General features: G+C 63.4%; 12 protein-coding genes. 9 read left to right on the top strand and 3 right to left on the bottom strand.

What is annotated here, in order from left to right:
* The first annotated feature begins 438 nt into the window (after positions 1-438).
* The 9 genes from pulA to AC1A0G_RS09570 all read left to right on the top strand — a co-directional run bounded on the left by pulA (position 439) and on the right by AC1A0G_RS09570 (position 17,207).
* Positions 439-5,670, top strand: coding sequence for a type I pullulanase (gene pulA, locus AC1A0G_RS09610; RefSeq protein ID WP_476529279.1), 5,232 nt, complete (start codon positions 439-441; stop codon positions 5,668-5,670).
* Positions 5,671-6,194: 524 nt separating this feature from the next.
* The gene (phoA, locus tag AC1A0G_RS09605) at positions 6,195-8,390 is read left to right on the top strand and encodes an alkaline phosphatase (protein ID WP_476529277.1); all 2,196 of its coding nucleotides are present in this window, start codon (positions 6,195-6,197) and stop codon (positions 8,388-8,390) included.
* Between the two features lie 783 nt (positions 8,391-9,173).
* A complete protein-coding gene (gene dnaK / locus AC1A0G_RS09600) occupies positions 9,174-11,069 on the top strand; it encodes a molecular chaperone DnaK (protein WP_476529275.1) in 1,896 nt (631 codons plus the stop codon).
* A 2-nt stretch (positions 11,070-11,071) separates the two neighbouring features.
* Entirely contained in the window at positions 11,072-11,812 is a 741-nt protein-coding gene (grpE, locus tag AC1A0G_RS09595) for a nucleotide exchange factor GrpE (protein WP_476529273.1), read from the top strand.
* A gap of 381 nt (positions 11,813-12,193) precedes the next feature.
* Complete coding sequence (locus tag AC1A0G_RS09590) at positions 12,194-13,219, top strand: DnaJ C-terminal domain-containing protein (RefSeq protein WP_476529271.1); 1,026 nt, start codon at positions 12,194-12,196, stop codon at positions 13,217-13,219.
* A 247-nt stretch (positions 13,220-13,466) separates the two neighbouring features.
* On the top strand, positions 13,467-14,024 hold the full coding sequence (locus AC1A0G_RS09585) for a heat shock protein transcriptional repressor HspR (RefSeq protein WP_476529269.1): 558 nt from the start codon (positions 13,467-13,469) through the stop codon (positions 14,022-14,024).
* A gap of 338 nt (positions 14,025-14,362) precedes the next feature.
* The gene (locus tag AC1A0G_RS09580; RefSeq protein WP_476529267.1) at positions 14,363-15,037 is read left to right on the top strand and encodes an HAD family hydrolase; all 675 of its coding nucleotides are present in this window, start codon (positions 14,363-14,365) and stop codon (positions 15,035-15,037) included.
* A 72-nt stretch (positions 15,038-15,109) separates the two neighbouring features.
* Positions 15,110-15,355 carry a phasin family protein gene (locus AC1A0G_RS09575; protein WP_476529265.1) on the top strand — a complete coding sequence of 82 codons (246 nt, stop codon included), beginning with the start codon at positions 15,110-15,112 and terminating at the stop codon, positions 15,353-15,355.
* Between the two features lie 163 nt (positions 15,356-15,518).
* Entirely contained in the window at positions 15,519-17,207 is a 1,689-nt protein-coding gene (locus tag AC1A0G_RS09570; protein WP_476529263.1) for an ABC1 kinase family protein, read from the top strand.
* A 165-nt stretch (positions 17,208-17,372) separates the two neighbouring features.
* Here the strand turns inward: AC1A0G_RS09570 and AC1A0G_RS09565 are convergent, their stop codons facing one another.
* From AC1A0G_RS09565 to AC1A0G_RS09555, 3 genes are all read right to left on the bottom strand, one after another.
* Positions 17,373-18,731: an ATP-binding protein gene (locus AC1A0G_RS09565; protein ID WP_476529261.1), complete on the bottom strand. Its 1,359-nt coding sequence runs from the start codon at positions 18,729-18,731 to the stop codon at positions 17,373-17,375.
* 118 nt (positions 18,732-18,849) lie between these two features.
* Entirely contained in the window at positions 18,850-19,929 is a 1,080-nt protein-coding gene (locus AC1A0G_RS09560) for a drug/metabolite transporter permease (protein WP_476529259.1), read from the bottom strand.
* A 1,067-nt stretch (positions 19,930-20,996) separates the two neighbouring features.
* Complete coding sequence (locus AC1A0G_RS09555; RefSeq protein WP_476529257.1) at positions 20,997-22,544, bottom strand: LacI family DNA-binding transcriptional regulator; 1,548 nt, start codon at positions 22,542-22,544, stop codon at positions 20,997-20,999.
* Positions 22,545-22,665 lie beyond the last annotated feature (121 nt).

The following is a 22,665-nucleotide window of genomic DNA, read 5'->3' as shown; positions in this document are numbered from 1 at the left end:
GGGCGTCGAACCGGAAGACGACGAAACCCCACAAGCCGACGCGGACTAGGATTTCACGCTCACCACAGGTGAGGCACCACTCCGGATTACGCGCTCATTTTCAAATGAGGCACCTCGCATAGTGCGGGGAGTGTTCCTTTGTGTTACGCTAAGTGGGACAATGATTTGCGAACGTATGCAGACAGCGTGAGAAAATTCCGGTTCGGAATTTTCCCGACGATGTTTTGCAAGCGGATTGCAAACGTTGTCAAAAACAGTGGGTGACGTGACTGCCGATGGTATGTGGCAGACCGTTGATCGCTCGGCAGCGGTGCCGGCTGACAGCCGGTTCCGACGCGGCGCGATCGACCGTGACGACCACCCGTAACCCAAACGGAATCACTCCCGACACTCGGATGTACCGGGGGAGAGACTCAAGGACGAGATGAAAGGAAGCACATGGTCGCACGACGATTCAGTTCGTTCGCCAAACGCACTGCCGCGATAGGCATTGCGGTGGCGATGTCCGCGACAACGGTGGCAGTGATGCCAGCGTTCGCAGACGAGACCGACACCGCGGGGCAATCCGCGCAGACGGTCAAGACCATCCAAACCAACGCGCAGCCCGCGCAATCGGCGCAGGCCAGCAGCAAAGACGTGATCGCCATCGCGTTCCAGACCAACTGGAACTCCGTGGCCAAGGAATGCACCGAAGTATACGGCCCCGAAGGCGTGGGCTACGTGCAGATCTCCCCGCCGCTGGAAACCATCCAGGGTACCGAGTGGTGGACTTCGTACCAGCCGGTGAGCTACAAGTTCGACTCCAAGCTGGGCACCGAGGCCGAACTCAAGACCATGATCAAGACGTGCAACGCGGCCGGCGTCCAGGTCATCGCCGACGCGGTCATCAACCACACCACCGGCGTCGACCGCGGCGCAAGCACCGGCGTCGCCGGCAGCAAGTTCGACGCCGACGGCGACTTCCCCGAAATCCCGTACACCAAAGAAAACTTCCACGACTGCACCAAGAACATCGGCGACTACACGAACGCCGACGAGGTCCAGAACTGCCGCCTGACCGGCTTGCAGGATCTCGACACTAGCCAGGAATACGTGCAGGACAAGCTCGCCGACTACATGAACCGTCTGCTCCAGCTCGGTGTCTACGGCTTCCGCGTCGACGCGGTCAAGCACATCGCCAACAAGGACGTCGCCGCCATCAAGGCCAAGCTGGCCGAGAAGTCCGGCCGTGCCGCCGACAGCATCTTCTTCGAGCAGGAAGTCATCGGCAACGCGTCCGAGGCCGCCGCGATCCAGCCGATCAACTACGTCGGCAACGGCAAGGTATCCGAATTCAACTACAACGCGCACCTGTCCGCCGCGTTCGCGTCCGACATCACCAGCGAGGCCAAGGGTCTGGGCAAGATCGGCGGCGACGGCTGGCTGACCTCCGACCAGGCGGCCGTGTGGGTCACCAACTGGGACACCGAACGCAACTCGTCCGCGATCACGTACAAGAAGGGCTCGAAGTACCTGCTCGCGAACGCGTTCATGCTCGCGTACAACTACGGCCAGCCGCACATCTACTCCGGCTACTACTTCGACAACAACGACGACGGTGCGCCGGGCGCGACCGAAACGAGCGTGCCGGACATGGTCTGCCCGACCGACGGCTCGATGACGCCGGGCACGTGGCAGTGCGCCGACCGTTGGACCGCGATCCGCGGCATGATCGGCTTCCACAACGCGGTCAACGGCACCGATGTGAATAACTGGAAGGCGTACGACGCGAACGTGCTCGGCTTCGGCCGCGGCAACGTCGGCTACCTCGCGCTCAACAACAGCGCGAAGGATTCGACGCAGAAGTTCACGACGTCGCTGCCGGCCGGCGAGTACTGCAACGTGTACGCGACCGGTGATTGCTCGCAGACCGTCACGGTGAAGGCCGACGGTACGTTCGACGCGACGCTCGCGGCGAACTCGGCCATCGCGATCTACGCGGGCGCGACCAAGGACAGTTGGACCGGCACCGCGAAATCCGATCCGTCCGATCCTGATCTGACCGTCAACGACGAGGCCGCGAAGGCCGCGACCGACACGAGCCGCACCGTCTACTACAAGCTCCCCGAAGGCTGGACGCAGGCATACATCCATTACGGCATCAACGGCTGGGCCGAGCAGGGCCACGAGCTGATGGAGGACGCCGGCAACGGCTGGGTCAAGTACACGGTCGACCCGAAGGGTCAGTCGTTTGAATACGTATTCACCGATGACAACGGTAGCTGGGACAACCCGAACGGCGGCGGCAATTACACCGCGCAGGGTCACTGGACGGCCGTCGCCGACCACGAGGCCAGCGCCGGCGTGCCGGAGGGTGTGAACGTCTACCAGCCGAAGACCAAGGTCGTCGTGCATTACAAGCCGGCGGAGGGCGACACCGTCGCCGACCGCGGCGTGTACATGTGGGGCACTGACAAGGATGGCAAGTCGCTGGATGCCAAGTGGCATGCGTTCACCGGCGAGGACTCGTACGGCAAGGTGTTCGAGACGACCATCGACGGCGCGTACGAGGCCGACAAGATCGGCGTGATCGTGACCACCGAAGGCTGGGACAAGGTCGGCGGCGACCGTCTGATCGACGGTTCGACCGGTACGGCCGAGATCTGGGTCGACGGCTCCGCTCCCGACACGACGCTCACCGCGGCTCCGGAAGGCTACGCGAAGGCCGCCGACACGATCAACGTGACCATCCACTACCATCGTCTCGCCGACGACTACGCGAGCGAGGACGGCATGAAGGCATGGGACATCTGGGGCTGGGCCGACGGCGTCAACGGCGCCGCGTACCCGTTCACCAGCCATGACGACTACGGCCTGACCGCCAAGTACACGCTCAAGGGCGGTGCCATGAGCGTGCCGCAGTTCATCGTGCGCTACGGCGGCGACGGCTGGGAGGCCAAGGACCCGGACGACAACAACCGCACCATCCCGCAGTCCGCGATCACGCTGAACGACGACGGCACGGCGAACGCCGAGATCTGGGTCGTGCAGGGCGACCCGACGATCTACACCAACGGCACGCTGTACAACGCGGCCGGCACGATCGTCTCCGCGTCGATGACCGACTTCACGACCGTCGTCGCCAAGCTCAACAAGTCGATCGTCGCCGACGATCTCGCCTCCAAGGTGTCCCTCGATGGCGCGAAGATCAAGGACGTGGAGGCCGACGGCAACACCGTCACCATCACCACTGCCGAGGAGCTGAGCGTGACCAAGCCGTACACCGTGTCGATCGAGGGTTACGGCACCCAGTCCGTCTCGCTCGGTGCGATCGTTCGCAGCGATGCCTTCGACCAGAAGTATGCATACGATGGCGACGATCTCGGCGCGAACTACACGGCTTCCAAGACCACGTTCAAGCTGTGGGCTCCGACCGCGACCCAAGTCACGCTGCGCATGTATAAGGACGCCACCGACCCGAACTCCGACATCGTCAACGTGCGCAAGACCGAAACGGCCGCCGGCGACCGCGGCGTCTGGACGTTCGCAATCGACGGCGATCTCAAGGACTACGCCTACGACTACGAGCTGACCTTCGCCGACGGCACCGTCAACACGTCCGCCGATCCGTACGCGACCGCGGCCGTGGCGAACGGCGAGCGTTCCGTCGTCCTGTCCGACGAGGAAAAGGGCGATGCCGGCGAACGTATGCCGTCGTTCAGCAAGCCGACCGATGCAATCGTTACCGAAGCGAACGTGCGCGACATGACGATCAACCCGAACTCCGGCGTCTCCGCCGACAAGCGTGGCAAGTATCTCGGCTTCGTCGAGGAAGGCACCACGGTCGACGGCAAGAAGGGCGCGGCCGCGACGGGCATCGACTACCTCAAGTCGCTCGGCGTGACCCACGTGCAGATCCTGCCGGTCTTCGACTACGGTTCCGTGGACGAGACGGGCGACCTGAGCTACAACGCGGCGGGCGCGCAGAACTGGGGCTACGATCCGGAGAACTACAACGTGCCGGAAGGCTCGTACTCCTCCGATCCGACCAACCCGGCCGCGCGCGTGACCGAGATGAAGCAGATGGTCAAGGGGTTGCACAAGAACGGCCTGCGCGTCGTGATGGACGTCGTGTACAACCACGTCTACAACGCGAGCGAGCACGCCTTCAACAAGACCGTCCCCGGCTACTACTTCCGCTACGACGCGAACGGCAACCTGACCAACGGCTCCGGCTGCGGCAACGACGTGGCCTCCGAGCGCGCGATGGCCCGCAAGTACATCGTCGACTCGGTCACGTACTGGGCGAAGGAGTACAACGTCGACGGCTTCCGCTTCGACCTCATGGGACTGATCGACCAGACCACGATGAAGGAGGTGCGCGCGGCGCTCGACAAGATCGACCCGAGCATCCTCGTCATCGGCGAAGGCTGGGACATGACCGACGCGATCGGCGACCAGGAGACGACCCAGCCCAACGCCAGCAAGGTGCCGGGCGTGGCGTTCTTCAACGATTCGCTGCGCGACGCGATCAAGGGCAGCGTGTTCTCCGACGAGGACACCGGCTTCGTGACCGGCAAGGCCGGCAAGGAGAACCTCATCGCGACCAACGTGCTCGGCTGCAACAACGCGCGCGAGGGCATCGACGACAGCGGCCACTGCAACAACGGCTCTTCTGACACCGCGTATGCGGGTGCCGACCAGGTGGTGCAGTACGTCGAGATCCACGACAACCTCACGCTGTATGACAAGCTTGTCAAGAGCGCGCCTTCCGACAGCGAGGAAGTGCGGCTGGCTCGCGCCAAGCTCGCCGACTCGCTGATCTTCCTGTCGCAGGGCATCACCGACATGCAGTTCGGCCAGGAGTTCCTGCGCACCAAGGGCGGCAACGGCAACAGCTACAACGCGGGCGACGCGGTCAACGCGATCGACTGGAACCGCGTGGTCGAGCAGTCCGATTCGGTTGACTACGTTCGCGGGCTGATCGCGCTGCGCAAGTCGATCGCGGCGCTGCACCTGTCGTCGTACGACGACATCGCGGCGAAGATGACCGTGCTCGCGCAGGCCGACGGCGTGGTCGCGTACCGGCTGACCGACGGCGACGACACGTACGTGGTCGCGTTCAACGCGAACGATGCGGCGGCGGCCGTGCCGGGCGTGGACGCGGGCTCGTACACGACGCTCGCGGCCGACGGCAAGGTGACGCTGGACGGCGGCGCTGCGGTGACCGTGGGCGCGGACGGCAAGCTCAACGTGGGTGCGCTGGCGGTGACCGTGCTGAAGAAGGCCGTGAAGGATGACGGCGGGGATACGCCGGTCGATCCGACGCCTGATCCGGACCCCGATCCGACGCCTACGCCGGACCCGGACAAGCCGGGCGATGGCGATGACGGCGACAAGCCGGGTGATGGTAACAAGCCGGGTGACGACACGGATAAGCCGGGTGACGGGCAAAAGCCGGGTGATGGTGATGCCGACAAGCCGGGTTCCGACACCATCAAGCCGAACGGCGGCCAGTCCGATGCCAAGCCGAACGGCTCCGACAAGGCCGATGGCGCGAACAAGGGTGACGGCAAGGTCGAAACCCTCACCAACACCGGTGCGCCGATCATCGGTGCGCTCGCGGTGTCGGCGATGCTGGCGCTCGCCGGCTCCGCCACCTTCCTCCTGACCAAGACCAAGGAGGACTAGCGGGATTGACCTCGGCGGTCGCTCCTTCGCGGCGCGGTTGCCGTGGCCAACCCGTGACAGGTTCATGAATGTGCCCCGCTGGGATCGCTCCCCGCGGGGCACATTCATGAAAGCGTCCGCAAGTTGCCCCGCATAGGTGCCTCTCCGCGGGGCAACTTCGGGAGTTATCTGGGTTTCGCCCCGCTGAAAGGGGTTCAAGCGGGGTGTCTTGCCGGCATCTTCCGGGTTTTGCCCCGCTGAGAGGGGTCTTAGTGGGGCGGAACCGTGATGAGGTGTGAGGTTTGCCCCGCAATGGGAGACAAAGTGAACACAACATGACATGACGTGTTCAACTGGCGTTCGTGTTGCGGTCGGCTGGGCGTTGATTTGCGGGTCTACCGTCGATCCCGGAACTACCGTTATGGGGTTCTCCAACGGAACCGGATAGGGGAAACGACGTTCGATTTCGGGGGAAGGTTCAGGCGCCCGCCGCGCGGATACGACAATAATGATGCGGCACGCGCCATGAATGGAAGAAGATCCATATGAACATGAAGCAAGTCGCGAAAGGCGCCATCGCCGCGCTGACCTCCGTGGCCGCACTCGGCGCGCTGACCGCCCCGGCCCTCGCCACGGACGGCGCCGGCGTCGATGTGCTCTCGCAGCACGGCGGCGCGCAACGCATCGCCGGCGTGTACGGCAACGCCAAGGCCAAGAACGTCATCCTGTTCATCGGCGACGGCATGGGCGATTCCGAAATCACCGTGGCTCGCAACTACCTGCACGGCGTCAACGGCACGTTCGACGGCCTCGACAAGATCGGTCAGGCCGGCTCCGCCGCGGAAACCGGCGTCGGCCAGTACACGACGTTCTCGCTCGGCAACAACTCCGGCGACTCGCTCATGGCCAAGGACAAGAGCGGTAACCTGACTGGCTCCACCACCGCGGGCGTGATCACGCCCGTCACCGACTCCTCCGCCTCCGGCTCCGGCTGGTCCACCGGCACCAAGACCTACAACAACGCGGTCGACGTCGACGTCAAGGGCAACCCGCAGCTCAACCTCATCGAACTCGCCAAGGCCGCCGGCAAGGCCACCGGCAACGTGACCACCGCCGAAATCCAGGACGCCACCCCGGCCGTCCTCGAATCGCACTCCACCGAGCGCGCCTGCTACGGCCCGCAGGGCAAGTGGGACGGCAAGACCGACACCAACGGCGACGGCAAGATCGACCCGGCCACCGACGGCAACCAGGCCAAGAACTGCCTCGCCAACCAGCTCAAGGCGAACGGCGGCATCGGCTCCATCTCCGAGCAGCTGCTCGACACCCGCGCCGACGTGACCATCGGCGGCGGCTCCAAGTACTTCAACCAGTTCGGCCTCGACGGCAAGACCCTGTGGGAGCAGGCCAAGGACCGCGGTTTCCAGACCGTCCAGTCTGGTGATGTCGCCGGCTTCAAGGCCCTGAAGGAAGCTGACCAGAGCAAGCCGGTCCTCGCGCTGCTCGGCGACGGCAACCTGCCGACCCAGTACAACCCGTCCGTCGCCACCAAGTACAGCGCGGACAAGGACGCGAACCCGACCGTCTGCACGCCGAACGACAAGTGGCTCGGCAACCAGGGCGCCTCGCTCGCCGACTTCACCAACAAGGCCATCGACCTGCTGTCTGCCAACCCGAACGGCTCCAAGAACGGCTACTTCCTGCAGGTCGAAGGCGCGTCCATCGACAAGCAGGACCACAACGCCAACGCCTGCGGCCAGATCGGCGAGACCGACGACCTCGACAAGGCCATCTCTGCCGCGCTCGCCAAGGTCGACCTGAACAACACGCTCGTCATCGTGACCGCCGACCACGCGCACACCTCGCAGATCGTCGAAGCCCAGCCGTACTACGCGCTGAGCACCGTGCTCAAGAACCACGACGGCTCCAAGACCGTCATCTCCTACGGCACCTCCGACGCCCCGGTCTACCAGGACGCCGACGGCAACGCGATCGACGACGACGAGTACACGCAGGGTGAGAACGGCGACGCCAACACCGACGAGAAGTTCGCCGGCGCGCAGGGCAACATGAGCCACACCGGCACGCAGCTGCGCATCGCGGCCTCCGGCCCGGGCGCCTCCCGCGTGGACGGCCTGACCGACCAGACCGACAACTTCTACACCATCGCCAACGCGCTCGGCCTCGCGGCCGACACCACCGCGCAGAACGCGCTGTCCGACGGCGCCAAGGTCGAGGTCAAGAAGAACGCCGACGGCAAGTACTTCGCCGAGGCCACCGGCTTCAACGGTGACGCGGTCCTGTCCTACAAGCTGACCGACAAGGCCAGCGGCAAGGTCGTGGCCCAGTCCGCCGACAACGACACCAACAAGACGCCGGTCGCCGGCGTGCGTGTCGCCACCGCGCAGACCACCGAGATCGCGCTGCCGAGCGACTTCACCCCGGCTGAGGGTGCGAACTACACGCTGACCGTGACCGGTCGCCAGTCCGCCAAGGCCGTGGCCGTTGACTTCGCGGGTGCCAAGGGCTCCGCGGACAAGCAGCCGGGCGCCGATAACAACGGTACGAACAACGGCAAGACCGATGCGAACGGCAACCAGACCGTCGCCTCCGGCGAGGTCAAGAAGCCGGCCGCTCCGCTGAGCAGCACCGGTGCCGCCGTGCTCGGCGTGGTGATGGCTGTGCTGGCGCTCGTCGCCGGCGGTCTGACCATCAAGTTCGCCAAGGCCGGCCGCCGCTGATCCTTCCGAGCTGAACGGTCGCTGATCTGACTGCAAGGGCTTCCCTGACTGATGTTGGGGAAGCCCTTTTGCGTGTGGCGTGGTGTGCGCGGGATCGGTCGCCGAGCGACCGATGCTGTTGGTTGGCGGCGCTGATGAGCCGCCGGCGCTCCCTCAGCCGAGGGGGAGACGAGGGGCTTTCTGATTGTGCTGGTTTTGCGACTGCGGACAGCCTTCGGCTGGCTGGCTGGCTGGTTGGCGCCGCTGTGCGGCCGCGTACCCCAACCCGCCCGGCCTTCGCCGGGCACCCTCCCCTGAAAGGGGAGGGAAGTGTGGACGGGTTTCCCTCCCCTTTCAGGGGAGGGTGTCAGCGAAGCTGACGGGTTGGGGTACGCGGCGCATCAACGCCGCCAACAGCACAGCCAGCCGAAGGCTGTCCGCATCTGCGAGACAAGCCGTATCGAATCCAAAGGTGACTCGGCTCCCTCGGCTGAGGGAGCTGGCCGCCGTAGGCGGACTGAGGGAGCGTCCGCGGCGCGCGGCGCCGCCAGCAGCACAGCATCGGCCGAGGGCCGATCCCGTTTTCCGATGCGCTTCCCGTCTCCCCAAAAAAATCTTCGGGAATCGGGAATAAAAAGTTGCGACACAAAGTTGAGTGGTGTAGGCTCAAGTTTTGGAAAACAAAAAAAGGCCGACATCCTCGAGACGAGGGCGGTACGGCGGCGATCATGAGATCGCGGCCGCGCGGCTTCCCGGAACTTGAGCGAAGAAACGTCAACGAATCATCAATCAAAGGAGCACATTATGGGACGTGCAGTAGGTATTGATCTTGGTACTACGAACTCCTGCATCGCTACGCTGGAGGGCGGCGAGCCGACCGTCATCGTGAACGCGGAAGGCATGCGTACCACGCCGTCCGTCGTCGCGTTCTCCAAGTCCGGCGAGATCCTTGTCGGCGAGGTCGCCAAGCGTCAGGCCGTCACCAACGTCGACCGCACTATTTCTTCCGTCAAGCGTCACATGGGCACCGACTGGACCGTCGAGATCGACGGCAAGAAGTGGACCCCGCAGGAGATCTCCGCGCAGATCCTGATGAAGCTGAAGAGGGACGCTGAGGCGTACCTCGGCGAGCCGGTCACGGACGCCGTCATCACCTGCCCGGCATACTTCAACGACGCCCAGCGTCAGGCCACCAAGGACGCCGGCACGATCGCCGGCCTGAACGTGCTGCGTATCATCAACGAGCCGACCGCGGCCGCACTGGCGTACGGTCTCGAGAAGGGCAAGGACGACGAGCACATCCTCGTCTTCGATCTGGGCGGCGGCACCTTCGATGTCTCGCTGCTGGAGATCGGCAAGGACGAGGACGGCTTCTCCACCATTCAGGTGCAGGCCACGAACGGCGACAACCACCTCGGCGGCGACGACTGGGATCAGAAGATCATCGACTGGCTGGTCGGCGAAGTCAAGAACAAGTACGGCGTTGATCTGAGCAAGGACAAGATCGCGCTGCAGCGTCTGAAGGAAGCCGCCGAGCAGGCGAAGAAGGAATTGTCTTCGTCCACCTCGACCTCCATCAACATGCAGTACCTGGCCATGACCCCTGACGGCACCCCGGTCCACCTTGACGAGACGCTGACCCGTGCGCACTTCGAGGAAATGACCTCCGACCTGCTCGGCCGCTGCCGCACGCCGTTCAACAACGTGCTGCGCGACGCGGGCATCGGCGTGAGCGACATCGACCACGTCGTGCTCGTCGGCGGTTCGACCCGTATGCCGGCCGTCAAGGAGCTCGTCAAGGAGCTGACCGGCGGCAAGGAAGCGAACCAGTCCGTGAACCCGGATGAGGTCGTGGCCGTCGGCGCCGCCGTGCAGTCCGGCGTCATCAAGGGCGACCGCAAGGACGTCCTGCTGATCGACGTGACCCCGCTGTCGCTGGGCATCGAGACCAAGGGCGGCATCATGACCAAGCTCATCGAGCGCAACACCGCCATCCCGACCAAGCGTTCCGAGGTCTTCTCGACCGCCGAGGACAACCAGCCGTCCGTGCTGATCCAGGTCTACCAGGGCGAGCGTGAGTTCGCCCGCGACAACAAGCCGCTGGGCACCTTCGAACTGACCGGCATCGCGCCGGCTCCGCGTGGCGTCCCGCAGATCGAGGTCACCTTCGACATCGACGCCAACGGCATCGTGCACGTGTCCGCCAAGGACAAGGGAACCGGCAAGGAGCAGTCGATGACCATCACCGGCGGCTCGGGTCTGCCGAAGGACGAGATCGACCGCATGGTCAAGGAGGCCGAGGCCCACGAGGCCGAGGACAAGCAGCGCAAGGAGGAGGCCGAGACCCGCAACCAGGCCGAGGCGTTCGCCTACCAGACCGAGAAGCTCGTGAACGACAACAAGGACAAGATCTCCGACGAGATCGCCAAGGAAGTCACCGAGAAGGTCAACGCGCTGAAGGAAGCCCTCAAGGGCGACGACATCGAGAAGGTCAAGACCGCGCAGAGCGAGCTCATGACCTCCGCCCAGAAGATCGGCGAGGCGCTGTACTCGCAGCAGGCCGCGGCCGGTGCCGCCGGCGCTGCTGGCGCGGGTGCCGCCGCTGGTGCCGGTGCGTCGGGCGCCTCGAACGGTGGCGACGACGACGTGGTGGACGCCGAAGTCGTGGACGATGACGACGACAAGAAGGACAACAAGTAATCATGTCCGAGTTCAACAAGGACGATTACCTGAACGACCTGCCGGACGTGGATGACGTGGCCGCTGGTGCGGCTACGTCGGGCGCGGCCGGCTCGGCCGCCTCTGCGACGGCTGGTTCGGCGAAGACCGAGCAGCCGGCCTCGGCTCCCTCGGCTGAGGGAGCTGGCGCGGCGAACGCCGCGAATGAGGGAGCGTCGGAGGGCAAGCCCTCCGCAAAGGAAGAATCGACTGAGAAGTCCGAGGATTCCAAGGCCGCTTCCGCTGATTCCGCTGCTGCCGCTTCCGACAAGTCCGCCGACGACACCCTCACCCCGCTTGGCAAGGCCAAGAAGGAGGCCGCCGACTATCTCGAGGCCCTGCAGCGCGAGCGTGCGGAGTTCGTCAACTACCGCAACCGCGCCCAGAAGGAGCAGGAGCGCTTCCGCCAGCATGGCATCATCGATGTGCTGACCGCGCTGCTGCCCGCCCTCGACGACATCGATCGCATTCGCGAGCACAGCGAGATGGATGATTCCTTCAAGGCTGTGGCCACGAAGATCGACAAGGCGTTCGAGAAGTTCGGCGTCGAGAAGTTCGGCGAAAAGGGCGAGGACTTCGATCCGACGAGGCATGAGGCGATCCTGCACAAGCCGGACGCGTCGGCCGAGAAGGAAACCGTCGACACCGTGGTGGAAGCCGGCTACCGCATCGGCGACCGCGTCATCCGCGCCGCCCGAGTAGTCGTAGCCTCCCCCCAAAACTAAATCCCATCCCAATCCCCAACAAAAAACGGTTTGTAGAAGTCGCCCATCCGATCCCAATCATCGGCAGTCGTCTTCTACAAACGGGGATAGGTGAAACGCACATAACTGAACGTATATATCGACCGACGTCAGTTATATGCGTAACCGAGCGTGGGGCGGCGGTATATGTTGCCCGGCCGTAAGACTCGGCCGAGCGGCCTGGAGCGTGCCGGGCAACATATACCGCCGCCCCACGCGGCCACCGCAGCAAATAAAACTGCATGAGCCGTATCAATCGTTTATCTTTACCCCCTCAGTCAGTTACGCTGACAGCCCCTATCAGGAGCGCAAAAGGGAAACGTAACAACTCGCCACGCGCGAGGTAAGAAGAAAGGAGACATGATGGCTGAAAATGAATGGCTGAGCAAAGACTTCTACAAAGTCCTTGGTGTCTCCAAGGACGCCAGCGAAGCCGACATCACCAAGGCATACCGCAAGCTGGCCCGCAAATACCATCCTGATCTGAACAAGACCAAGGAAGCCGAGGAGAAATTCAAGGACATCTCCGAGGCGTACGACGTACTCAACAACAAGGAAACCCGTCAGAAGTACGACGCGATCCGCCAGTTCGGCATGGGCGGCGCGCGCTTCGCCGGCGGCTCCGGCAGCGGAGGATTCGACGCGTCCGGTTTCTCCGACGTCTTCGGTTCGATGTTCGGCGGCGGCAACGGCGGCAACATCCGCTTCTCCACGAGCGGCGGCGGCCCGACCAATCTCAACGACATCTTCTCGATGTTCGGCGGTGCGGCGGGTGCCGGCGGTCGTGGCGGCTTCGGTCAGCAGGGCAGCCCGTACGGCCAGTATTCGCAGTACGAGGCCGCGCCCGAGCCGGAGAACGGCGAGGATCGCACGTCGAAGATCAAGTTGACGTTCCGTCAGGCGGTCAAGGGCGCGACTGTGTCCTTGAGCGTGGACGGCAAGAAATTCAAGACGCATATTCCGGCCGGCGTGAAGGACGGTCAGAAGATTCGTCTGGCCGGCAAGGGCAAGCCGGGCCGCAACGGCGGCAAGACCGGCGACCTGTACCTGAACGTGAGCGTGGCGGATGACCCGAAGTTCACGATGAGCGGGCATGATCTGGTCGTGGATCTGCCGGTGACCGTGGGCGAGGCCGTAGCCGGCGCGAAGGTCGAGATGAAGGACATCGACGGCGAGCCGGTGACGTTCAAGGTGCCGGCGGGTTCGTCGAGCGGTACGGAAGTGCATGTTGCCGGTAAGGGCGTGAAGAACGGTAATGCGTTCGGCGACCTGATCGGGCGCGTGCAGATTCATGTGCCGGCCAAGCCTGGTCTGGGTCTGAAGCATGCGGCGAAGGAGTTCGACAAGGCGTCGGGCGACTTCGCGGCGGAGCTGGCCGAGCAGCGGTGATGTGACGTCCTTGAATGGTCCGAATAGTCGTCAGTGTGCGCTGACGGCTATTCGGGCTTTGATGTGATGACATTTTCACCCCCTCAGTCAGCTTCGCTGACAGCTCCCCTTCAGGGGGAGCAGGGCACTTGGCTGAGGATGTGGTCATGCGGCCATCTGACAGCCCCCTGAAGGGGAGCAGAGCATGACGAGGCGTTCCGATTGGTCGTAAGGCCATGATAAATGAACGATAAGGAGATGAGTGCATATGGCGAGAATCGCGCAGGAAGTCAAGCGTGCCTACGCTGCGTGTGCGGCGGCGCTCGTCTCCGGTCGTGCCGATCTCGACGCGGTGGACTCGTTGGGATTGAATGTGGAACTGCCCGTGTTCGCGGTCGGGCAGGCGGCCGAATTGGCGGGTGTGCACCCGCAGACGCTGCGGCAGTATGACCGGCTCGGGCTGGTCGTGCCCAAGCGCACCGAGGGCGGTGCCCGCCGCTACACGTTGCGCGACATCGACCGGCTGGCTCAGTCCCAGCATCTGAGCCAGGTCGAAGGCATCAATCTGGCCGGCATCACGCGCATCCTCTCGTTACAGGAGGAGAACCGCCAGCTGCGCCGGCAGAACCGACATCTGCGCCGTCGTCTCGAGGGCGACAGCGTGTTCGAGGCCGGTATCGATGGCGAGGTCGTCGAGGTGCGTCAGGCCAAGTCGAAGTACTACCGCATCTGGCGTCGCGGCAGTGGCAAGCCGTTGCAGATCACGGCCGGCCCGGCCGACGAGGCCGAACTCGTCCCCTCGGAACTTGTGCTGCTTGGCGATTGAGAGGCTGAATCCGTTTGCTGTTTTGGTCGGTTTAACGATCGAGAGGCATACATTCGTGGGATATGACCCATTCTAGGGGTGTAATTGCGCTAAAACGGGCTTGGCGACCGGGATGGGCGCCTCTCTATCGTCAAACTGACCCGTGCAAGTGCCTGTTTTAGCCTCTCGATCGTCAAACCGTGGTGCCGCGGCTGTCTGAACAGGCTTGCCCGATCTTGATATGGGCCGATACGGAATCAACATCGACCCGCGCGCGCTCGTCCGTGAGGTTTGGTGAGATAGAGGTATCAGTCAAATCGTTTCGAGCCGCGAAACGATCGAGGGAAAGGTGCCTTGCGATGTTGCTCAAAGCCGTGTTCTGGGATATGGATGGCACGCTGATCGATTCCGAACCGTACTGGCATGCCGGCGAGATGGAGATCGCCAAGGCGCATGGCGGCTACTGGGATCTCGATCTCGCATGGCAGGGCTCCGGCACCCCGGTGCCGCAGGTCGCGCAGCGCATGGTCGAGCACGGATGCCAGCTGTCGATCGAGGAGATCGGCAAGGGCATGATCGACTATGTGGCGAAGGCCGAAGCCGCGCACATGCCGTGGATTCCCGGCGTGACCGCCGTGCTCGAATCGTTGATCGCCGTGGGCATCCCGTCCGTGCTGGTCACCACGTCGCCGCGTCATCTGGCCCAGGGACTGGTCGACCAGGCGCCGAAGGGCGCGTTCGCCGGGTTCATCTGCGGCGACGACGATGTGGAGAAGAAGCCGTCCCCCGCGCCGTATCTGGCCGCGGCCAAGCTGCTGGGCATCGCGCCGGAGGACATGGCGTATTGCGTGGCGCTCGAGGATTCGATGAGCGGGCTGAAGTCGGCCGCCGCGTCCGGCGCGACGCTGATCGCGCAGACCGGATACATCAATACGGACACGTCCAACGGCCCGCAGTTCGCGTCGATCTCCTCGTACGACGGCGTGACGGCCGAGACGCTCGACGGCTACGTGCGCCAGCGCGTCGGCGCGTGAACATCCCCGAAAATATAGCTTGCGGGGAGTAGGCTGGACAATGACCATACACGCGTATTAAGGAGGCGTATCATGGCTGATTTTGATTTTGGCGATGGCCTGCGCAAGGTGTTCCTTGCGGGCATCGGTGTTCTTGCCACCACCGTGGAAAAGAGCCAGGAGATCGTCGATGATCTCGTCAAGAAGGGTGAACTGACCGTCGAGCAGGGCAAGGCGCTTAACACCGAACTCAAGCGCAAGGCCGCCGAGGTCAAGGAGGAGTCCGCCAAGAAGGATGCTCCCGCCGCCCCGGCTGCCGACGAGACCAAGACCGAGTGACCGCGCGGTCGCTCATGGTACTGACGTGACGACATCACGATCGAACATCGGTGTTGCACGTTGTCATTTCGACCGAACGTCAGTGAGCGGAGAAATCCTGTGAAGCCTACCGGCGCATAGGGTTTCTCCGCTTATCATTATCAGGGCCGACCAGGGGGTGTTCATGGCCAGCGAAACCAACGCATACACGCAGACCGAATGGCCGGGCGAAACGCTCGACCTGTTCGGCCCGCGCCGCGACGTGTTCTCCGAACGGTACCATCTCACCCGTTGGGGCAAGATCAAGCGGCTCAAGCAGATCGCCGGCATCGCCAGGCAATTCGACGTCGCCCACGGTCTGACCCCGGTCAAAATGCGGCTCATGCTCGAGGCGCTCGGCCCCACGTTCGTCAAGGTCGGCCAGATCCTGTCGATGCGTTCGGAAATGCTGCCGCAGTCGTTCTGCGACGAACTGGCCAAACTGCGCGCCGATGCCGATCCGATGCCGTATGAGACCGTCGTCGAAACACTCTCCCACGAATACGGCCGCCCGGTCGACGAGATCTTCGAACATATCGACGCCACGCCGCTCGGTTCCGCGTCGCTCGCGCAGGTCCACCGCGCCACACTCCTCACCGGTGAGGACGTGGCCGTCAAGGTGCAGCGGCCCGGCGTACGCGAAACGATGGCGCAGGATGTGTCGATCATGCGATCGATCGCAAAAGTCGCCACCAAAGTCGTCTCCACCGCGCAGGTCGTGGACCTCGGCGGCGTGGTCGAGGAGCTGTGGGACACGTTCGAATCCGAGACCGACTTCCTCGTCGAGGCGCGCAATCTCGCGGAATTCAAGCGATTCTGCGAACCGTACCGGTACATGGACTGCCCCAAGCCGTACATGGACCTGTGCACTGAACACGTTGTCGTGATGGACTACATCGAAGGCATCTCCGTCTCCCATCCCGAACGACTCATCGCCGCCGGCTACGACCTCAAGGAGATCGGCACCAAACTGGTCGACAACTACGCCACGCAGGTGCTTGACGTCGGTTTCTTCCACGCCGACCCGCACCCCGGCAACATCATGGTCGCCGGCGGACAGATCGTGCTGCTCGACCTCGGCATGACCGGCCGGCTCAACATGAAGACGCGCTCGGTCATGAAGCAGATGATCTTCGCCGTCGCCAAACAGGACACGCCCGCGCTCGCGGACGGTCTGCTGCGGTTCGCCGGTTCGTCCAACGATCCCGAGGACTATCCCGCGCTGCTCGCCGATCTCGACACGATCGTCGCCGAATACGGCACCGTCGACCTGTCCGATCTGGATATCGCCGCGTTCATCACCGCGCTCACGCAGCTCGCGCAACGGCATGGGATCGAGGTGCCGAGTTCGGTCACGACGGTCGGGCGCGCGCTCGTGACGCTCGAGGGGCTGCTGGACGAGTTCATTCCCGATGTGAACATGATCGAGATCATCTCGAAGCATATCGCGACGAGCAAGTCGCCCAAGCAGGCCGCGAAGGACGAGCTGGAATCGCTTGGCGTCGAGGGGCATCTTGCGCTGCACGGGCTGCTGAGCGCGCTGGGCGAGGCGAAAACCGCGTCGCGGATGCTCACGCGCGGACAGCTGCGCGTCAATGTGGAGCTGATCGGCGCGGAGGAGCCGATGAACAAGCTTTCCGACATGGTGAACCGCCTGACGATGGCGCTGATCGTGGTCGGCCTGTTCGTCGGCTCGTCGATCGTGTATTTCGCCGGCATGAAGCCGATCATCTTCGGCATCCCGGTGGTCGGTTTCATGGGGTATGTGGTCGCGTTCGTGCTGTCCGTGTGGATCGTCTTCGACATCAACTTCAAACGCCGCAAAAAGCGGTGAACGCGGGGTGCTTGGTCTACGGTGGCGCCATCGTTGTCATTTCGACCGAGCGCAGCGAGCGGAGAAATCTTCCGCGGATTTGCGTTTCGGAAGATTTCTCGACTCGGCTTCGCCTCGCTCAAAATGACATAAAGACAGGCTTGATTCGCTTGAAATGACGGTCGTTCACTGACACAGCATCCACTGCCATGCGGGAATGATGTGAATGGGTCCGTTGGCGGTATGCTCGGTGCCATTTTCTCGTAGGGTGATGATGGTGCTTTCGATGCCGGGCATGCGTTTCATGGTCTGCTCGAGCGCGGTGATTTCGCGTGTGCGGGTCTTGGAACTGTCCATATTCACGGTGACTTGTATGGCGCTGTAAGGTTCCGCGCCAAGAGCGTCGCCGATAAGGAAGTCTACTTTTTCCTGTTTTGCGGTGGGTAATGTCAACGATGTGATGAAATCGGTGCGGCGGCCGGCTTGGCGTCGACGTAGCTCAAGGTATACGGCAGTTTCGAGTCGTTTGCCGATATCTTGTTGGTTGGCTCGCGACACTGCATACACTAGGCCGGGATCTTCGGCGTAGATCTTCGGCACCGTAGTACTGTCTGGTTTGAGCGACGTGGTGTATTCGCTGACTTCATAGCAGAGGAATGCCTGTTCAAGCAGGTCGAGAATGCGTCGTGCCTTGTTCCAGTACAGTTTGTAGCCGACTTGCTCGAGCTGCGCGGTGAGTTTGCTGACGGACATCTCGCATCCGGTGTTGCGTAATACGAATAATGCAATCTGATTCGCTAAGGTGATGTCGCCGCGGCCTAGGCGTTCCGCGACATCTCGCGCGACGACATCTCGCATGTAGCTTTGGAGCATATCGATGCGGCCGGCCGATGGCAATGATTGGACGCCAGGGAATCCTCCGTCGATAAGATAGCGGTCGAACGCCGATTCCATCATGGTTGCGGTTTGTGGCGAGAACGAATTGGCGCTTGTTTCCGGCGCGTCGATGTGGTGGAAATCGCAGTATTCGCGGAAGGAAAGTGGTAGTATTTCATGCGAATATGAACGACCTCGGAAATTGGTCGATATCTCTTCGCTTGATAATTTGGATGACGAACCGGTGATGACGAGGGTCACTGTTTCGTGTTCGGCTAGCCGCTGGCAGAAGCCTTGCCAATGTTCGGCTTCCTGCACTTCATCGAGAAAGAGATATGTTCCAGTCTGCCGTGATTCGGGGCATTGCCGCCAGAACTCGGTGACGACTTGATCGAGCGCATCGTCCGGCATCGGCTGCAGGCGTTCGTCGGAGAAATTGAAGTAGAAGATGCGGTCGCGTGGAATGCCGGAGTTCAGCAGATCGTTGATGATCTGGAAGAGATGAAATGTTTTGCCGCAGCGTCGCATGCCGGTGAGGATGTGGACGAGATTGAACATGGCCGGTGCTGGCAGCTCGTCGATAATTGGCGTGCGGCGAATGGGTGTCGGGAAATGGTATTCGCGCATTTCCTGAACGAGTGATGGATAGTCGGGATGTTGTGCTGGCATATCGACCGACCTCCTGACGTAACTTCATAAAATAATTATGAAGATTATAGCAGAACTTCATAAAAATTTTATGAAGTTGTGGCGGTGGGGTGGGGTTCAGAGTCGGGGCGGGCGCATGCTACCGACGGCGGGAGGAGATCCACCAGTTGAGGATGGAGCCGGCGGCGACGAGGAGCGCGCCGCACCAGAACGGCAGGGACAGCGCGAGGCCGAGCAGGACGGCACTCGCGGCGGTGGACAGGACCGGGGCCGCGTAGCTCGCCATTGCCAACGTGCGCATGCTGCCGTGCAGGATGCCGTGACCCCAGCAGGCATAGCCGCCGGAGATCGACGCCGCCGCGCCGAGCACGGCCAGCCATCCCCAGATCGATGGGGCAGTTGCCGGCCAGCCTTCGCCCGACGTGAAGTGAATCACCCACAACACCACTGCCACGAACGGAAAGAACACGGACGTGCCGTCCTTGCCGTCGGCCATCACGGGCGTGAACACCGCGTACACCGACCACGCGGACGCGCCGGCGAACGCGAGCAGATACGGCAGCGGATTCGAGGCGATATGTTGTGCGGCCAGTCCCCAATCCAGTCCGCTGTTGCCGCCGACCGCCAGCACCACGCCCGCCGTCGCCACGATCGCGCCCGGCAGTACGCGCAGTACGGAACGCAGTCGGCTGGGTCGTGCGCTGTCGTCGCTGCGCCCGTCGACGCCATCAGCGGTGCCATCGTTGGCAACCGCGGTGGTATTGCGGCGATCCGTCGCGTTGCCGCGCCGTCGCACGGTCGGGAACACGGCGGCCGTCAGCAGCACCATCATCGTCGGCCACAGATAATTCACGAGACTCACCTCGACCGACGATTCGGCCGTGCTTGCGAGACCGACCGACAGCGAGATCGACGATTCGTAGAAGACGAACAGCAGGCCGCCGAACAGCAGGTACCTGCGCGGATATTCGCGCAACGGCGCGGGGCGGTGGAAGATCATGAGCAATATGACGCCGGTCGTGTAGATAAGCGCCGAGCCGAGCGTTGCGCCGAACGAGTCGGCGACCACGCGCACGAGACCGGTCATCATGCTCCACAGCAGGATCGCGCACAGGCCGACTGTCGTGGCGGCCGACGAGATGGCGTGGCCGCCGGCGAGGGATGGCCGGGCCGGTGCTGGCGGCTGCTGTTGGGCGGATTGCTGCGGATGATCGGTCATGACGGGTCCTTCGGCTGGGATGATGCTGATGCCAGGGCCATTCTATGTGGGATGGTGCCGGGGCGACTCACCGACGCCATATGCGTTGCGCCCCGCGGGGATGGCGGTAGGTGGAGCATCATCCAGACGACATCCTGAAATCGCCTCGCTGGAGGGGTTGCTGACGGGGCATGGTGATGATGTCTTCCTGAAATTGCCCCGCTGAGAGAGGGTTGGGCGGGGTGGGTCGCTGATGCATGCTCGGAGTTGCCCCGCAGGCAGACTCTGGCGGGGTGGGAAGCCGGATGTCTCCCGGGTTTGCCCCCGCTGAGGGGTGCTAGCGGGGCAAAGTGTTGATATCTTCTCGGAATTGCCTCACGGGGGTGCCAGAGCGGGGCAAGTTGCTGACGGTGTCGGCGTTTTTCCTCATGGGGAGAGTGGTAGGTGGGGCATCATCCGGACGATGTTCTGGAATCGCCCCGTTAAGAGGGGCGCTGGCGGGGCGTGCGTCGATGGTTTCTTGGAGTTGCCCCGCTGGAAGGGGTGCTGGCGGGGCGCAATGCTGAGGTTTCCCCGGGTTCGCCCCGCGAGGTGGTCGTTAGCGGGGCGTTAGCTTGGTATCTTCTCGAAGTTGCCCCGCTGGAGGTACGTTAGTGAGGCAAGACGCTGGTGCTTTCATGGAGTTGCCCCGCTAGAGGGGCTGTTAGCGGGGCGTGCGCCGATAGTTTCTAGGGTTTGCCCCGCAGGGAGAGCCGTTAGCGGGGTGGGTCTCTGATGCCTTCCGGAAGTTGCCCCGCGGAAAGGCTGTTGGCGGGGCAAAGCGCTGATGTCTTCGCGGAGTAGCCTTGCAGGGGAGGATGCAGCGGGGCTACTCCGTGGTGATACCGGCGTTTTGCCTCGCTAGAGGGGCTGTTGGCGGGGCGTGGTGCTGGTGCCTTCCTGGAATTGCCCCTCTGAGAGGGGTGTTAGCGGGGCAGAACGCTGATACCTTCTCGGGTTTGCCCCGCTGGGAGAGGAGTTGGCGGGGCTGACCGCTGATGCATGCCCGGAGTTGCCCCGCGGTGGGGCGGCCGCGGCGCGCGGGCGCGTCAGGCGCTTTGACGGTTGAAGATGCGGCCGGTGCTTTCGAGCGGGGTGCGGCGTGTGGGATCGGTGGACTCGCGCACGACCATCGGACACTCCACGGTGAACACCCCGTGGTGCGGCCGCCCGGCCAGCGCGTCCAACAGATACCGCGCGGCCATCTTGCCGAGCATCGGAATGTTGTTGTCGAACGTGGTTAATGTCGGGTGCGCGTTCGCCGCGAACACGAACCAGTTGTCGTGCCCGACCACGGCCACGTCCTGCGGCACGCGCTTGCCGGCCGCCATCAGTCCGCGCACCGCCCCGCGCGCGATCTCGTCGCTCAAACAGTAGATCGCGTCGAGATGCGGGTGCTGCTCGATCAGCAGCCTCGCCGCCCGCTCGCCCCATTCCTCGCTCCACGCATCGAACAGCACCGCGATGGGCCGGAAATCATATAGTGTGAACGTTCGCCACGCCCCGCGCGCACGGTCCTTCGCGGCCTGAAAATCCTCCGGCCCAGCGATGATCGCGATGTACCGCCGCCCCAGGCTGAGCAGGTACTCGATCGCCTGCGCTCCTGCGCCAACGTTGTCACAGATGATCGAGCAATCGGCCGGGTCGCGCGACGGATCGTATGCGTAGATGACCGGAAGCCCCATCGTCGTCTTCGGATCGAGCGGCGGCCGCGAGTTGGTCGTGTTGCCGACGACGATCAGACCGTCCACGCCGTGCGCCGCGAGGCGGTCGATATGGCTGCGTTCGAGCGCGGGACGGCCGTGCGAACTCATGAGCAGTGCGGCGTGATTGGACGCGCCCAGCGTGGTTTCTGCGCCGGTGAGCATCGGCAGCGCGAACCGGCCGTTGTAGTCGGAGGTGATGAGGCCGACGAGTCCGGAGCGTTGGCGGCGGTGCGATGACGACGGCGAGACGGATTCAGTCGACTTGCGATAGCCGAGTTGCTGCGCGGCTTCGATGACCGCGCGCTGCGTTCCTGCGGAGATGCGATCGGTATGGTTGAGCGCTTTTGATGCGGTGGCGATGGATACGTTCGCAAGACGCGCGACGTCGGCGAGGGTGGGGCGGCGGCGTGACGGTTGCGGGGCGGGAGGAAGATTTCTCGACTCGCTGCGCTCGCTCGAAATGACAGAAGGAATGGGAGGCTCGCCCGAGGTGGCAAGAGGAGGAATGGGAGGCTCGCCCGAGGTGGCAGAAGAAGGAACGGGACGTTTGACTGAAGTGGCAGGAAGAGGAACGGGACGTTCGTTTGAAATGGCAGAAGGAGGAACGGGGTGTTCGACTGAAGTAGCAGGAAGAACGGGGCACTCGCTCGGGATGCGGGTAGGGGCAGGCTGTGCGGGTGAAGTGGCGGGCTGTTCGCTCGAAACGAGAGAAGAGTCAGTGCGACGTGACTGCTTGGTGGGGCGGCGCTGCGCGGCGCGCAGTGCTGCGGTGGTCGGCGATGACGTATCGGCGGCATGGTCGATGGCTGGTGATGGTTGGTTGGCGGCCGCAGCCCGCGCAACGGGGGAGTGAGCGTTCACAAACGATAGCGTATGCGAAAAATTTCGCATTCGCAAGACCTGCGGACGCGACAGTTAACGCTCACTTAATATCGTCATCGACAACAGCCGAAAGGGCGCCACCGCATGGCAGCGGACCTCTCCCGACGGCCGGAAACAACAGCAGTAAGCA

The organism is Bifidobacterium sp. LH_230 (assembly GCF_056357555.1).
This window is presented reverse-complemented; position numbering and strand designations above follow the sequence as displayed.

What these genes read in the sequence shown, in the direction of transcription:
- pulA (WP_476529279.1), top strand. Translation starts at nt 439, where the DNA reads ATGGTCGCACGACGATTCAGTTCGTTCGCCAAACGCACTGCCGCGATA.
- phoA (WP_476529277.1), top strand. Translation starts at nt 6,195, where the DNA reads ATGAACATGAAGCAAGTCGCGAAAGGCGCCATCGCCGCGCTGACCTCC.
- dnaK (WP_476529275.1), top strand. Translation starts at nt 9,174, where the DNA reads ATGGGACGTGCAGTAGGTATTGATCTTGGTACTACGAACTCCTGCATC.
- grpE (WP_476529273.1), top strand. Translation starts at nt 11,072, where the DNA reads ATGTCCGAGTTCAACAAGGACGATTACCTGAACGACCTGCCGGACGTG.
- AC1A0G_RS09590 (WP_476529271.1), top strand. Translation starts at nt 12,194, where the DNA reads ATGGCTGAAAATGAATGGCTGAGCAAAGACTTCTACAAAGTCCTTGGT.
- AC1A0G_RS09585 (WP_476529269.1), top strand. Translation starts at nt 13,467, where the DNA reads ATGGCGAGAATCGCGCAGGAAGTCAAGCGTGCCTACGCTGCGTGTGCG.
- AC1A0G_RS09580 (WP_476529267.1), top strand. Translation starts at nt 14,363, where the DNA reads ATGTTGCTCAAAGCCGTGTTCTGGGATATGGATGGCACGCTGATCGAT.
- AC1A0G_RS09575 (WP_476529265.1), top strand. Translation starts at nt 15,110, where the DNA reads ATGGCTGATTTTGATTTTGGCGATGGCCTGCGCAAGGTGTTCCTTGCG.
- AC1A0G_RS09570 (WP_476529263.1), top strand. Translation starts at nt 15,519, where the DNA reads ATGGCCAGCGAAACCAACGCATACACGCAGACCGAATGGCCGGGCGAA.
- AC1A0G_RS09565 (WP_476529261.1), bottom strand. Translation starts at nt 18,731, where the DNA reads ATGCCAGCACAACATCCCGACTATCCATCACTCGTTCAGGAAATGCGC.
- AC1A0G_RS09560 (WP_476529259.1), bottom strand. Translation starts at nt 19,929, where the DNA reads ATGACCGATCATCCGCAGCAATCCGCCCAACAGCAGCCGCCAGCACCG.
- AC1A0G_RS09555 (WP_476529257.1), bottom strand. Translation starts at nt 22,544, where the DNA reads ATGCGAAATTTTTCGCATACGCTATCGTTTGTGAACGCTCACTCCCCC.